Annotated in this window: 12 protein-coding genes; 10 read left to right on the top strand and 2 right to left on the bottom strand. The window is 69.6% G+C overall.

All coding sequences use genetic code 11. The annotated features are described in order from the left end of the window. Positions 1 to 2 precede the first annotated feature (2 nt). Positions 3 to 2,735 (bottom strand): pyruvate dehydrogenase (acetyl-transferring), homodimeric type, encoded by a 2,733-nt coding sequence (gene aceE, locus ACFYZL_RS17430; protein WP_384746164.1) that lies wholly within the window; start codon positions 2,733 to 2,735, stop codon positions 3 to 5. A gap of 459 nt (positions 2,736 to 3,194) precedes the next feature. On the opposite strand from aceE, the gene ACFYZL_RS17425 reads away from it, so the two are divergent. From ACFYZL_RS17425 to ACFYZL_RS17400, 6 genes are all read left to right on the top strand, one after another. Next, positions 3,195 to 3,623: a DUF3052 domain-containing protein gene (locus tag ACFYZL_RS17425; protein WP_384579678.1), complete on the top strand. Its 429-nt coding sequence runs from the start codon at positions 3,195 to 3,197 to the stop codon at positions 3,621 to 3,623. A 160-nt stretch (positions 3,624 to 3,783) separates the two neighbouring features. Next, the gene (locus tag ACFYZL_RS17420; protein ID WP_384746165.1) at positions 3,784 to 4,242 is read left to right on the top strand and encodes a peroxiredoxin; all 459 of its coding nucleotides are present in this window, start codon (positions 3,784 to 3,786) and stop codon (positions 4,240 to 4,242) included. A 102-nt stretch (positions 4,243 to 4,344) separates the two neighbouring features. Then, entirely contained in the window at positions 4,345 to 4,920 is a 576-nt protein-coding gene (locus ACFYZL_RS17415) for a TerD family protein (RefSeq protein ID WP_384579680.1), read from the top strand. Positions 4,921 to 5,128: 208 nt separating this feature from the next. Continuing rightward, positions 5,129 to 5,704 carry a TerD family protein gene (locus ACFYZL_RS17410; RefSeq protein ID WP_384579681.1) on the top strand — a complete coding sequence of 192 codons (576 nt, stop codon included), beginning with the start codon at positions 5,129 to 5,131 and terminating at the stop codon, positions 5,702 to 5,704. Between the two features lie 25 nt (positions 5,705 to 5,729). Continuing rightward, positions 5,730 to 6,851, top strand: a complete 1,122-nt coding sequence (locus ACFYZL_RS17405; protein WP_384746166.1) for a DUF475 domain-containing protein — start codon at positions 5,730 to 5,732, stop codon at positions 6,849 to 6,851. Between the two features lie 99 nt (positions 6,852 to 6,950). Continuing rightward, positions 6,951 to 7,691: a Tellurium resistance gene (locus ACFYZL_RS17400; RefSeq protein ID WP_384579683.1), complete on the top strand. Its 741-nt coding sequence runs from the start codon at positions 6,951 to 6,953 to the stop codon at positions 7,689 to 7,691. Between the two features lie 51 nt (positions 7,692 to 7,742). On the opposite strand, the gene ACFYZL_RS17395 is transcribed toward ACFYZL_RS17400, so the two are convergent. Continuing rightward, the gene (locus ACFYZL_RS17395; RefSeq protein WP_388679768.1) at positions 7,743 to 8,489 is read right to left on the bottom strand and encodes a TerD family protein; all 747 of its coding nucleotides are present in this window, start codon (positions 8,487 to 8,489) and stop codon (positions 7,743 to 7,745) included. 194 nt (positions 8,490 to 8,683) lie between these two features. Between ACFYZL_RS17395 and ACFYZL_RS17390 the strand changes: the two genes are divergently transcribed. The 4 genes from ACFYZL_RS17390 to ACFYZL_RS17375 are packed head-to-tail and all read left to right on the top strand — an operon-like array spanning position 8,684 to position 13,873. Next, positions 8,684 to 9,859: an HpcH/HpaI aldolase/citrate lyase family protein gene (locus ACFYZL_RS17390; protein WP_388679765.1), complete on the top strand. Its 1,176-nt coding sequence runs from the start codon at positions 8,684 to 8,686 to the stop codon at positions 9,857 to 9,859. A gap of 8 nt (positions 9,860 to 9,867) precedes the next feature. Next, entirely contained in the window at positions 9,868 to 12,396 is a 2,529-nt protein-coding gene (locus ACFYZL_RS17385; RefSeq protein ID WP_384746169.1) for a phosphoribosyltransferase, read from the top strand. Next, a complete protein-coding gene (locus tag ACFYZL_RS17380; RefSeq protein ID WP_384746170.1) occupies positions 12,393 to 13,214 on the top strand; it encodes an HAD family hydrolase in 822 nt (273 codons plus the stop codon). Before ACFYZL_RS17385 ends, ACFYZL_RS17380 begins: the two co-directional genes overlap by 4 nt. Further along, the gene (locus ACFYZL_RS17375) at positions 13,211 to 13,873 is read left to right on the top strand and encodes an O-methyltransferase (protein ID WP_388679761.1); all 663 of its coding nucleotides are present in this window, start codon (positions 13,211 to 13,213) and stop codon (positions 13,871 to 13,873) included. The genes ACFYZL_RS17380 and ACFYZL_RS17375 overlap by 4 nt, the downstream gene beginning before the upstream one ends. Positions 13,874 to 13,881 lie beyond the last annotated feature (8 nt).

Genomic DNA, 13,881 nt, shown 5'->3' with positions numbered 1-13,881 from the left:
AACTACGCGTCGCCGCCGGCCGCGCCCGGGTCCGCCGCCGTCACGTCCAGCAGCTGGTACCGGTCGACCGCCTGCTTCAGCACCGAGCGGTCGATCTTCCCGTCACGGGCGAGCTCGGTCAGCGTCGCCAAGACCACCGACTGCGCGTCGATGTGGAAGAAGCGCCGCGCCGCACCGCGCGTGTCCGCGAAGCCGAAGCCGTCCGCGCCCAGCGAGGTGTACGTGCCGGGCACCCACCGCGAGATCTGGTCCGGGACCGAGCGCATCCAGTCGGAGACCGCGACGAACGGACCCTCCGCACCCGACAGCTTCCGCGTCACGTACGGGACGCGCTGCTCCTCCTCCGGGTGGAGCAGGTTGTGCTCCTCCACCTCGACGGCCTCGCGGCGCAGCTCGTTCCAGGAGGTCGCCGACCAGACGTCCGCCCGGACGTTCCAGTCCTCGGCGAGCAGCCGCTGCGCCTCCAGGGCCCACGGCACGGCCACGCCCGAGGCCATGATCTGCGCCCCGATCGCGCCCGCCGTGCCCGTGGACACCTTGTGGATGCCCTTGAGGATGCCGTCCACGTCGACGTCCGCCGGCTCCGCCGGGTGCTGGATCGGCTCGTTGTAGACGGTCAGGTAGTAGAAGACGTCCTCGGCCTCGGGCCCGTACATGCGCCGCAGACCGTCCTGGACGATGTGCGCGATCTCGTAGCCGTAGGCCGGGTCGTAGGCGACGCAGCCCGGGTTCGTCGAGGCCAGCAGCTGGGAGTGACCGTCCGCGTGCTGGAGGCCCTCACCCGTCAGGGTGGTCCGGCCCGCGGTCGCACCCAGCACGAAACCGCGCGCCAGCTGGTCGGCCATCTGCCAGAACTGGTCGCCCGTGCGCTGGAAACCGAACATCGAGTAGAAGACGTAGACCGGGATCAGCGGCTCGCCGTGCGTCGCGTACGCCGAACCCGCGGCGATCAGCGAGGCCGTGCAGCCCGCCTCCGAGATGCCGTCGTGCAGCATCTGGCCGGTCGGCGACTCCTTGTACGCGAGCAGCAGGTCGCGGTCGACCGCCTCGTACTGCTGGCCCAGCGGGTTGTAGATCTTGGCGCTCGGGAAGAACGCGTCCATGCCGAAGGTGCGGTACTCGTCCGGCGCGATCAGCACGAACCGCTTGCCGATCTCCTTGTCCCGCATCAGGTCCTTCAGGATGCGTACGAAGGCCATCGTGGTGGCGATCGACTGCTGGCCCGAGCCCTTCTTGGCGGCCGCGTACGTCTTGTCGTCCGGCAGCTGCAGCGGCTTGGCGCGCACCACACGGGTCGGCACGTAGCCGCCGTGGGCGTTGCGCTGGTCGTGCATGTACTGGATCTCGGGCGAGTTGCGGCCCGGGTGGTAGTACGGCGGGGCGCCGCTCTCCAGCTGCTGGTCCGTGATCGGGATGCGCAGGCGGTCGCGGAAGCGCTTGAGGTCGTCGACCGTCAGCTTCTTCATCTGGTGCGTCGCGTTGCGGCCCTCGAAGTTCGGGCCGAGCGTCCAGCCCTTGACCGTCTGCGCCAGGATCACCGTCGGCTGGCCCTTGTGGGCCTTGGCCGCCGCGTAGGCCGCGTAGACCTTCTTGTGGTCGTGGCCGCCGCGTCCCAGGTGCTGGATCTGGTAGTCGGTCATGTTCTCGACCATCGCGCGCAGCCGCTGGTCGCCGCCGAAGAAGTGCTCACGGATGTACGCACCCGATTCGGTGGCGTACGTCTGGAACTGTCCGTCCGGGGTGGAGTTCATCTTGTTGACCAGGATGCCGTCGCGGTCCTGGGCCAGCAGCGGGTCCCAGGAACGGTCCCAGATCAGCTTGATGACGTTCCAGCCGGCGCCGCGGAACTGCGACTCCAGCTCCTGGATGATCTTCCCGTTGCCGCGGACCGGGCCGTCGAGGCGCTGCAGGTTGCAGTTGACGACGAAGGTCAGGTTGTCCAGGCCCTCGCGGGCGGCGATCGACAGCTGGCCGAGCGACTCCGGCTCGTCCATCTCGCCGTCGCCGAGATACGCCCAAACGTGGGACTTGGAGGTGTCGGCGATCCCGCGCGCCTCCATGTACCGGTTCATCCGGGCCTGGTAGATCGCACCGAGCGGGCCGAGGCCCATCGAGACCGTCGGGAACTCCCAGAAGTCCGGCATCAGCCGCGGGTGCGGGTAACTCGAAAGGCCGTAAGGGGCCTTCGACTTCTCCTGACGGAACGCGTCGAGCTGCTGCTCGGTGAGCCGGTCCAGGAGGTAGGCGCGGGCGTAGATGCCGGGGGAGGCGTGGCCCTGGAAGAAGATCTGGTCGCCGCCGTCGCCCTCGTCCTTGCCCCGGAAGAAGTGGTTGAAGCCCACGTCGTAGAGAGAGGCGGAGGAGGCGAACGTGGCGATGTGACCGCCGACGCCGATCCCCGGACGCTGCGCGCGGGAGACCATGACGGCCGCGTTCCAGCGGGTGGCGTTCAGGACCTTGCGCTCGATCTCCTCGTTGCCGGGGAAGAACGGCTCGTCCTTGGTGGCGATCGTGTTGACGTAGTCCGTGCTGCGCATCTCGGGCACGGCCACGCGCTTCTCGCGGGCCCGCTCGATCAGGCGCAACATGAGGTAGCGGGCGCGTTCGCGGCCCCGCTCGTCGACCGCTGCGTCCAGGGAGTCGAGCCACTCCTGCGTCTCCTCCGGATCGAAGTCCGGGACCTGACTCGGGAGGCCGCCAATGATGATCGGATTGCGATCGGATGCGGAAGCCACGCTGTTCCTTCGCTGTCGGGGGAGTCGTGCTGGGGCCGTAACTGGGGTTCGCCGCCTCCCATGGTCTTACTCTCGGCCGAGATCGTCATCTGTACCACCGGGTAACCCCGGGCGTCGGCAGGAAACGTAGGGGTGGGCGCCGGTGGGATCGGCGGCAGAGCCGGTCAAATCGCAACCCTACGCCCAAACCGGGCGGCTCCTTCGCAAGGCCGTTCGTCCCTCAAACAGGTAGGAAAGTCCTCATGCAATGCCGAATGAGCTGGAATGGTGTGGGATGAATCACCAGAGGCCCATGCGGGAAGGCTGAAAGTTGCGGCGAGACGGCCGCAATCGTCACCGTTTCGACGGTCTCGGCGGCCGGGTACTTGCGCGATCCGCCGCTCCCGTGTGGACTACGCCCAATGCTGCGCGTACGCGCGCCGCCGAAGACATTCACCGAACATGAGCAGGAGGCACCCCGTGAGCGCGACCGCGGACCACGCGGAGAGCCTGGCCGCCCGGCTGGGTTTCCAGTCCGAACAGGTGGTCCAGGAGATCGGCTACGACGACGACGTCGATCAGGAATTCCGTGATTCCGTCGAGGCACTCGTCAATGAGCTTGCCGACGAGGACTACGACGACGTCGCCGACGCCGTGCTGCTGTGGTTCCGCGACGAGGACGGCGATCTGACGGACGCCCTGGTCGACGCGACCGAGCTGGTCGAGGACGGCGCACTGATCCTGCTGCTGACGCCCAAGACGGGCCGCGACGGCTACGTCGAGGCCAGCGACATCAGCGAGGCAGCCGAGACCGCCGGTCTTTCGCTGGCCAAGGGCCTGCCCGTCGGCAAGGAGTGGACCTCCACCAAGCTGGCGACGCCCAAGACCGCGGCGAAGACCAAGCGCTGAGACGCACCCGCAGCCGAGCGGAGACGCAGCCACACCCCGCCGACCAGGTGACCCCCGGTCGGCGGGGTGTGTGCGTTCCCGGCTCCGGAGGCCCCAGGGCCTAGTCTTTGACTCACCCGAACAGCCCAACGCAGGGATGCGGAACGAAGGGATGCGAGAGATGGCGATCGAGGTCGGCGACAAGGCCCCGGACTTCGAGCTCAAGGACAACCACGGCCGGGTGGTGCGGCTCTCCGACTTCCGGGGAGAGAAGGCCGTGGTGCTGCTCTTCTACCCGTTCGCCTTCACCGGCGTCTGCACGGGCGAGCTGTGCGAGCTGCGCGACCAGCTGCCCCGCTTCCAGAACGACGACGTGCAGCTCCTCGCGGTCTCCAACGACTCCGTGCCCACCCTGCGGGTCTTCGGCGAGCAGGAGGGCCTCGACTACCCGCTGCTGTCGGACTTCTGGCCGCACGGCGAGACCTCCCGCGCCTACGGAGTCTTCGACGAGGAGAAGGGCTGCGCGGTCCGCGGCACCTTCATCATCGACAAGGACGGCGTCGTGCGCTGGACCGTGGTCAACGGACTGCCCGACGCCCGTGACCTGAACGAGTACATCAAGGCGCTCGACAGCCTCTAAAAACCCCCTGTGGGTCGGGAACCCGTCACTAGGATCGAAACGTTGATCCGATTGCAACCGCACGACGGGGCACCGCCCCACACAGAACCCAATGGAGGACCAGTGGGAGTCAGCCTCAGCAAGGGCGGCAACGTCTCGCTGACCAAGGCCGCGCCTAACCTGACGGCGGTCATCGTCGGTCTGGGCTGGGACGCTCGCACCACCACCGGCGTCGACTTCGACCTCGACGCGAGCGCGATCCTGACCAACGACCAGGGCAAGGTCGCCACCGACGCGAACTTCGTCTTCTTCAACAACCTGAAGAGCCCCGACGGCTCGGTCGAGCACACCGGTGACAACACCACCGGTGAGGGCGAGGGCGACGACGAGGCGATCAAGGTGAACCTCGCCGGCGTCCCGGGCGACGTCGCGAAGATCGTCTTCCCCGTCTCGATCTACGAGGCCGAGGCCCGCCAGCAGAGCTTCGGCCAGGTCCGCAACGCGTACATCCGCGTCGTGAACCAGGCCGACAATTCGGAGCTCGCCCGCTACGACCTCTCCGAGGACGCCTCGACCGAGACCGCCATGGTCTTCGGCGAGCTCTACCGCAACGGTGCGGAGTGGAAGTTCCGCGCCATCGGCCAGGGCTACGCCTCGGGCCTGCGCGGCATCGCGCAGGACTTCGGCGTCAACGTCTGACCCCGAGAGCAGTCCACCGTCCGGCGCCGTGCACTGTGTGTACGGCGCCGGACCGGCTTTGCGCCGGCGGACCACCCGCCGGCCCGGCACCGCCATCGCATCACCGTCACCATCGCATCACCGTCACCACGGCACCACCGTCACCACGGCACCACCGCACCGCCGCCACCGCACCGCCGTCACACCGTCGTCCGGGGAGGACCACAACATGGGCGTCACACTCGCCAAGGGGGGCAATGTCTCTCTCTCCAAGGCCGCACCGAACCTCACCCGGGTTCTGATCGGCCTCGGTTGGGACGCGCGCTCCACCACGGGAGCCGACTTCGACCTCGACGCCAGCGCGCTGCTGTGCAACAGCGGCCGCGTGCTCGGGGACGACTACTTCGTCTTCTACAACAACCTCAGGAGCCCCGACGGCTCCGTCGAACACACGGGGGACAACCTCACCGGCGAGGGTGAAGGCGACGACGAGTCGATCATCATCGACCTCACCAAGGTGCCGGAAATGGTGGACAAGATCGTCTTCCCCGTCTCCATTCACGAAGCGGACGTCCGCCGGCAGAGCTTCGGCCAGGTCAGCAATGCCTTCATCCGCGTGGTGAACCAGGCGGACGGTCAGGAGCTGGCCCGCTACGACCTCTCCGAGGACGCCTCCAGCGAGACCGCGATGATCTTCGGCGAGGTCTACCGCTACGGGGGCGAATGGAAGTTCCGGGCGGTAGGGCAGGGGTACGCGTCGGGCCTCCGGGGCATCGCTCTAGACTTCGGGGTCAACGTTTCGTAAAGCCGTACAAGACGATGGGGTGCCAGTGGTTCTGAAAACCTTCGGCTGGTCGTTCGCAGTCACTGCGCTCGGTCTGGCCGCAGCGGTGATCTACGGGGGGTGGACCGCTTTCGGCATCGTGGCGATCCTGACGATCCTCGAGATCTCGCTGTCCTTCGACAACGCGGTGGTCAACGCCGGAATCCTGAAGAAGATGAATGCCTTCTGGCAGAAGATCTTCCTGACGGTCGGCGTGCTCATCGCGGTCTTCGGCATGCGACTGGTATTCCCCGTCGTCATTGTTGCCATCAGCGCCAAGATCGGTCCCATCGAGGCCGTCCAGCTGGCGCTGAACGACAAGGAGCAGTACCAGCAGCTGGTCACGGACGCTCACCCGTCCATTGCCGCGTTCGGTGGCATGTTCCTGCTGATGATCTTCCTCGACTTCATTTTCGAGGACCGTGACATCAAGTGGCTCGCCTGGCTGGAGCGTCCGCTCGCCAAGCTCGGCAAGATCGACATGCTGTCCGCGTGCGTCGCGCTGATCGTCCTGGTCGTCGCCTCGATGACCGTCGCCACCCAGGCCCACCAGCACGGCGGCGTCCACGTGGACAAGGCGCAGACCGTCCTGGTCTCCGGTGTCCTCGGTCTGATCACCTACATGATCGTCGGCGGCCTCTCCGGCTACTTCGAGAACCGGCTCGAGGAAGAGGAGGAGGCCGAGCACGAGGCCGAGGAGGAGGCGAAGAAGAGCGGCAAGCCCGTCTCGGCCGTCGCCATGGCCGGCAAGGCCGCCTTCTTCATGTTCCTCTACCTCGAAGTCCTCGACGCCTCCTTCTCCTTCGACGGGGTCATCGGCGCCTTCGCCATCACCAACGACATCGTGCTCATGGCCCTCGGCCTCGGCATCGGTGCCATGTACGTCCGCTCGCTGACGGTCTACCTGGTCCGCCAGGGCACCCTCGACGAGTACGTCTACCTGGAGCACGGCGCGCACTACGCCATCGGCGCGCTCGCGGTGCTCCTGCTCATCACCATCCAGTACGAGATCAACGAGGTCATCACCGGCCTCATCGGCGTGGTGCTGATCGCCTGGTCCTTCTGGTCCTCGGTGCGACGCAACAAGAAGCTGGAACTGGAACCGGAGGGTTCCGCCGTGGAGGCATGACCTCCGCGGTAATGCGGAACGCTCCCATTGCGGGGCGGCCGGGCGGGTCCACGGACCCGGCGGGCCGCCCCGCTTCCGTACGTATCAGGGGGGTAGGGGATGGGATTCTTCGACGGCATCCTGGGCAGCCGGTCCGGCCAGTTCCAGTCGGGCAACGCCTCGTCGAACGCGATCGAGCTGACCAGGCGACATCCGACGGTGTCGCTCACCAAACAGGGGGCGGTCCACGGCAATCTGCGCGTCAACCTGTCCTGGCGGATGCGCACCTCGGACATCGGCGGCCGCTCGGGCCAGAGCGGGCAGCTCTTCAGGCACCCGTTCAAGCTCTTCAAGCCGGACATGGTGCAGGCGCACACCCAGGGCATGGTCAACGTCGACCTGGACCTCGGCTGCCTCTACGAGCTCACCGACGGCAGCCGGGGCGCCGTGCAGCCGCTCGGCAACCTGCTCGGCGACATCAACGACCCGCCGTACGTCAAACTCAGCGGCGACGACCGCTTCGGATCGGCCTCGGGCGAGACCCTCTACGTCAATCTCGACCACGCCGACGAGATCAAGCGGCTGCTGTTCTTCGTCTACATCTACGACCAGACCCCGGCGTTCGACCGGACGCACGCCCTGGTCACCCTCTTCCCGAGCGCCGGACCGCGCATCGAGATCGCGCTGGAGGAACGCCACCCGGAGGCCCGCTCCTGCGCGGTGGTGTCCTTCGAGAAGGTCAAGGGCGAGCTGATCGTGCGGCGCGAGGTGAAGTTCGTCTACGGGTTCCAGGCCGAGCTGGACCGGCTGTACGGCTGGGGGCTCCAGTGGGGACGCGGCTACAAGAGCGCCAAGAACTGACGCCGGGGCCCGACGAGGGCCCCGGCGCCCCACCACGGGCGGCCCGGCGGGTCAGCGCCGGATGAACTGCGGGCCCTGCACCGGCAGCCGGAACGTCGGGTCCCCGCCCGGACCCGGCACCGGTGCCGGGGACACCGGCTGCGGGTACCCGTAGGCCGGCTGGACGGCCGGCGGGGCCTGCGTGGGCGGGGCCATCGCGGCGGTCTGCTCGGAGGTGGGCCCGGCGGCGGGCTGCGCCTCGGCTTCGGCGGCGTTCTCGTCGACCGAGATCCCGTGGTCGGTCGCGAGCCCCACGAGCCCGTTGGAGTAGCCCTCGCCCAGTGCGCGGAACTTCCACCCCTCGCCCCGCCGGTACAGCTCCCCGCACATCAGGGCCGTCTCGGCGCCGGTCTCGGGCCGTACGTCGAAGTAGGCCAGCGGATCTGAGCTGCCGCCGGGGGAGGCGTCGTAGAGCAGGATCCGCAGGTCGCGCACCCGGTGGAACGGCACGTCCTCGGCGGAGGCGACCACCAGGATCCGGTCCACGCCCGGGGTCACCGAGCGCAGGTCCGCCTGGACGGCGTCGGTGATCGCGTCGCCGAGCTGCTTCTTGCCGAGCCGCCAGACGGCGCCGGAGGGGTGCCGGGGCTGGTTGTAGAAGACGAAGTCCTCGTCCGAACGCACCCGGCCGTCGGGGCCCACGAGCAGCGCGGAAGCGTCCACGTCCGGAACCTCCGGGCCGCCGGTCCAGCGCAGCACCGCCCGGACCGCCACCGCGGTCACCGGGATGTTCGAGCCCTTCTGCATCGAGTGCGTCATGCCCGTCATCCTGCCTTCCCGGGGTGGAGCACGACAATGCGGCCCCCCGTAAGGCCTTGTCTCAATCGAAAGACGTGGGCATGGTGCAAGAGGGTTACCTGAATTTCATGTGCTTGGGGAATTTTTGACTCGCGTTCGTACGTACTATTACCGGCCACGCCAGTTGGGCCGCCGAGGCAGTACGGGGGAAGCACATGCGTCACTTTGGGCACATATCGCCCAGCGTCCGTAAGGACCTCTTCCACCAGGAGCCCGCGGAGTTCACCAAGGCCTCGCCCGCCCGGATCCTCGCGGCGGCGCTCGGCGCCACCCTGTACAGCCCGGCGACCCGCCCCGCCCTCGCCGCGGACATCCGCAAGCAGGCCGGCCGCGGGGTCGTCTCCATGGTCCTCTGCCTGGAGGATTCCATCAGCGACGCCGACGTCCTCGGCGCCGAGGAAAACCTCGTCCGGCAGTTCGCCGCACTCGACGCCGACGGCCCGGACGGCGCGGAGCACCCGCTGCTCTTCGTCCGCGTCCGCACCCCCGAGCAGATACCCGACCTCGTGCGCCGCCTGGGAGGCACGGTGCGGCACCTGGCCGGATTCGTGCTGCCCAAGTTCACCGAGAGCACCGGCACCGCCTTCCTCGACGCCGTCGCCGAGGCCGAAGCCGCGAGCGGACTGCCCCGGCTGTACGCGATGCCCGTCCTGGAGACCCCCGACCTCCTCCACCTCGAAACCCGCATCGAGGCACTCGCCGGCATCTCCCGCACCGTCAACGCCCACCGCGAGCGCGTCCTCGCCCTGCGGCTCGGCGTCACCGACTTCTGCTCCGCCTACGGCCTGCGCCGCACCCCCGACATGACCGCGTACGACGTCCAGATCGTGGCCGGCGTCATCGCGGACGTGGTGAACGTACTGAGCCGCGCCGACGGCACCGGCTTCACCGTCACCGGACCGGTCTGGGAGTACTTCCGCAGCCAGCAGCGCCTCTTCAAGCCCCAGCTGCGCCGCAGCCCCTTCCTGGAGGAGGGCGTCGAGGAACTGCGCACCGCACTCATCGAGCACGACCTGGACGGGCTGCTGCGCGAGATCGAACTCGACCGGGCCAACGGACTGCTCGGCAAGACCTGCATCCACCCCGCCCACGTCACGCCCGTGCACGCGCTGTCCGTGGTCTCCCACGAGGAGTTCAGCGACGCCCAGGACATCCTGCGCCCCGAGTGCGGCGGCGGCGGAGTGATGCGTTCCGCCTACACGAACAAGATGAACGAGGTGAAGCCCCACCGGGCCTGGGCCGAGCGCACCATGCTGCGCGCCGAGGTCTTCGGTGTGGCGAAGGAGGAGGTCGGCTTCGTCGACCTCCTCACGGCCGGGCTCCAGGTGTGAGCGGGCCGGTGACGAGGCCGACGACGAGGAAGGGCAAGAAGATAGACAGCGTGTGGTCGGGAACGTGGGTCGCGGACCGTCTGGGAGTACGCCTGGAGGACGCCGAGGAGGCCCAGGCGGCCGTGGGCGAGGCGGCCGTGGGCGAGGCGGCCGCCGGCCCGCGGCTCGGTGAACTCCTCGGGCTCGCCCTGCGGCGCAACCCCAAGCGCGCGCACCTGCTGGTCTCGCAGGTGCTGGGCAAGCACGTCCCGCAGTCCCCGAAGACGGTGTACGACGCCGGGTACGGCCTCGGCCTGCGGGTACGGGCGCTGCTCGGAGAGGAGGCGGCCGCCTCCGCGGTGGTCCTCGGCTACGCGGAGACCGCCACCGGACTCGGCCACTGCGTGGCCGACGGACTGGGCCCCGCCCCCTACCTGCACTCCACCCGCCGTCCCGTCCCGGGCGTGGAGCCGGCGGGCGGCTTCGAGGAGTCCCACTCGCACGCCACCTCGCACCTGCTGCTGCCGGAGGACGCCGCGCTGCTCGCGGGCTCCGGGGTGCTGGTCCTGGTGGACGACGAGTTCTCCACCGGCAACACGGTCCTGAACACCATCCGCGACCTGCACGCCCGCCACCCGCGCACCCACTACGTGGTCGTGGCCCTGGTCGACATGCGCTCCCCGGCCGACCGCGACCGCCTCACGGCCTTCGCCGCCGAGCTCGGCGCCCGCGTGGACCTCATATCCCTCGCCTCGGGCACGGTCAGCCTCCCGGAGGGAGTCCTGGCCAAGGGCCAGGCACTGGTGGAGCAGTACGAGGCCGCAGGGCGAACGCAGCCCCTCCGGCGTTTGAGGAGCGGAGCCCCGGCGGACGACCCGCAGCCGATCACCCGCGTCGCCCTCGACTGGCCCAAGGGCGTCCCGGACGGCGGCCGCCACGGCTTCACCGCAGCCCACCGAGCGGAGCTGGAGGCCGCCCTCCCCGCGATGACGGGCGAACTCACCGCTGCGCTGGGCGAACGACCCGGCCGCGTCCTCGTACTCGGCAACGAAGAGCTGATGTACGCGCCCCTGCGCCTCGCCAAGGCCCTGGAGGCCACCGGCGCGGCCGCGGAGGTCCGCTTCTCGACCACCACCCGCTCGCCCGTGCTCGCCGTCGACGACCCCGGCTACGCCATCCGCACCCGGCTCGTCTTCCCGGCCCACGACACCCCCGCCGACGGTCCCGGCGACCGGTACGCCTACAACGTCGCCGGAGCCGGCTTCGACGTCGTCGTCGCCGTCGTCGACTCGGCCGGCGACACCCCCGAACTCCGGACCGGGCTCCTCGACGCCCTCGCCCCGCACACGGGCCGCGTCGTCCTGGCCGTCGTCCCCTCCTACGCGCCCGACCGCGTACCCGACCGGCAGGAGCCGATCATGCCCGAGCCCCTGCGCGGCCCCGCCTTCTCCTCGTACGCCCCCGAGGACGTCGGCTGGCTGCTCCAGGACTTCTCCGACGTCGAACTGGAGGCCCCGACCGAGGAACGCGAGGAGGCCATCCAGGCGGGCGGCGCGCACTACGCCGAGTCCCTGCCCGTCGAATACCAGCCGTCCCCGCAGTACCAGGAGCTCTACCGCAGCGCCCTCAAGGCCTCCGCCGTCCGTATGGCCAAGGCCGTCGGCACGGTCACCGAGACCGTCCTCGCCGAGCGCACCCCCTCGCCCGTCCTGGTGTCCCTGGCCCGCGCCGGCACCCCCGTCGGCGTGCTGATGCGCCGCTGGGCCCGGGCGCGCCACGGCCTGGACCTGCCGCACTACGCCGTCTCCATCGTCCGCGGCCGCGGCATCGACGCCAACGCCCTGCGCTGGCTGGCCGCCCACCACGACCCGGCCGACGTCGTCTTCGTGGACGGCTGGACGGGCAAGGGCGCCATCACCCGCGAGCTGCGCGCCGCCCTCGCCGAGTTCGAGGGCTTCAACCCGGAGATCGTGGTCCTGGCCGACCCGGGTTCCTGCGTGGAGACGTACGGCACCCGCGAGGACTTCCTGATCCCCTCCGCCTGTCTCAATTCCACGGTCTCCGGTCTGATCTCGCGTACGGTGCTGAGGTCCGACCTGGTCGGTCCCGCAGACTTCCACGGCGCCAAGTACTACCGCGAGCTCGCCGGGGCGGACGTCTCCGTCGACTTCGTCGACACCGTCGCCGCCCACTTCGACGAGGTCGCCGACGCCGTCGACGACGAGGTCAAGGAGCTGCCGGCGGCCGACCGCACCCCGACCTGGGAAGGCTGGGCGGCGGTGGAACGGATCAGCGAGGAGTACGGCATCCACGACGTGAACCTCGTCAAGCCGGGCGTCGGCGAGACCACCCGCGTGCTCCTGCGCCGGGTTCCGTGGAAGATCCTGGCGCAGCGCGGCGCCGGGGCCGACCTGGACCACGTACGGCTGCTCGCCGAGCAGCGCGGGGTCCCGGTGGAAGAAGTGGACGGGCTCCCCTACACGTGTGTGGGACTCATCCACCCCCGATACACGCGCGGCGCCACCGGCGCCGACGGAAAGGCTGTGGCCTCGAAGTGACTGTCCTCGTAGCCAGTGATCTCGACCGTACGCTCATCTACTCGACGGCCGCCCTGGCCCTGAGCATGCCCGACCCGGTGGCCCCGCGGCTGCTGTGCGTCGAGGTGCACGAGAGCAAGCCGCTGTCCTACATGACGGAGACGGCGGCCGAGCTGCTGGCGGGAATCAAGGAGGACCCGGCGGTCGTCTTCGTCCCCACCACGACCCGCACCCGCAAGCAGTACCAGCGCATCAGCTTCCCCGGCCGCCCCGCCCCGTACGCGATCTGCGCGAACGGCGGCCAGCTGCTGGTCGACGGGGCGCCCGACCGGGACTGGAGGCGGGCGGTGGCCCAGCGGCTCGCGCGGGAGTGCGCGTCGCTGGAGGAGGTCCACGGCCACCTGCTGGCCGCGGCCGACCCGGCGTGGCTGCGCAAGGCGCGGGTGGCGGAGGACCTGTTCGCGTACCTGGTCGTCGAGCGGGCGCTGGTCCCCGACGAGTGGCTGAAGGCGCTGACGGAGTGGGCCGAGGCCCGCGGCTGGACGATCTCCCTCCAGGGCCGGAAGATCTACGCCGTCCCGCGCCCGCTGACCAAGAGCGCGGCCATGCGCGAGGTGGCCCGCCGCACCGGCGCCACGACCACCCTCGCCGCCGGCGACTCGCTGCTGGACGCGGACCTGCTGCTCGCGGCGGACCGGGCCTGGCGGCCGGGGCACGGAGAACTGGCGGACGCGGGGTGGACGGCCCCGAACGTGACGGCCCTGACGACGGTCGGTGTCGAGGCGGGCGAGGAAATCGTCCGCGAATTCGGCCGGACGGTTGCGACACTGACCGCATGACCAAGGGCAATTCGACCAAGATCACGGACGAGCTGTACCAGTACATGCTCGACCACAACCCCCCGCTGGACGCGGTCCAGCGGGGGCTGGTGGCGACGACGTACGCCAAGTTCCCCGATGTCGCCGGGATGCAGTCCGCGGAGGAGCAGGGGCCGCTGCTGGCCTTCCTCGTCAGGCTGACCGGAGCCCGTCACATCGTGGAGATCGGCACCTTCACCGGCTTCTCCAGCCTCTCCATGGCGCAGGCCCTCCCCGCGGACGGCCGGCTCATCGCCTGCGACGTCTCCGAGGAGTGGACGGCGTACGGCCGCGAGGCCTGGGAGCAGGCGGGCGTCGCGGACCGCATCGACCTGCGGATCGCCCCGGCGCTGGACACCCTGCGGGCCATGCCGGCCGAACCGCACATCGACCTGGCCTACATCGACGCCGACAAGCAGAGCCAGATCGCGTACTGGGAGGAACTCGTACCGAGGCTGCGCACCGGCGGCCTGATCGTCACGGACAACACCCTGTTCCACGGCACGGTCGTCGACACGTCCGACCACAGCGCCGCCGCGTCGGGCGTCCGCGCCTTCAACGACCACGTCTCGGCGGACACCCGCATGGAGTCGGTCCTGCTGGCGATCTCGGACGGCCTGACGCTCTCGCGCAAGCGCTAGGCCCCCCA

Source organism: Streptomyces sp. NPDC001717 (assembly GCF_042892775.1).
Lineage (GTDB): Bacteria > Actinomycetota > Actinomycetes > Streptomycetales > Streptomycetaceae > Streptomyces.
This window is presented reverse-complemented; position numbering and strand designations above follow the sequence as displayed.

Excerpts from the sequence above, each read along its gene's own strand:
- ACFYZL_RS17420 (WP_384746165.1), top strand. The coding sequence starts at position 3,784 with ATGGCGATCGAGGTCGGCGACAAGGCCCCGGACTTCGAGCTCAAGGAC.
- ACFYZL_RS17395 (WP_388679768.1), bottom strand. The coding sequence starts at position 8,489 with ATGACGCACTCGATGCAGAAGGGCTCGAACATCCCGGTGACCGCGGTG.
- ACFYZL_RS17410 (WP_384579681.1), top strand. The coding sequence starts at position 5,129 with ATGGGCGTCACACTCGCCAAGGGGGGCAATGTCTCTCTCTCCAAGGCC.
- ACFYZL_RS17400 (WP_384579683.1), top strand. The coding sequence starts at position 6,951 with ATGGGATTCTTCGACGGCATCCTGGGCAGCCGGTCCGGCCAGTTCCAG.
- ACFYZL_RS17375 (WP_388679761.1), top strand. The coding sequence starts at position 13,211 with ATGACCAAGGGCAATTCGACCAAGATCACGGACGAGCTGTACCAGTAC.
- ACFYZL_RS17390 (WP_388679765.1), top strand. The coding sequence starts at position 8,684 with ATGCGTCACTTTGGGCACATATCGCCCAGCGTCCGTAAGGACCTCTTC.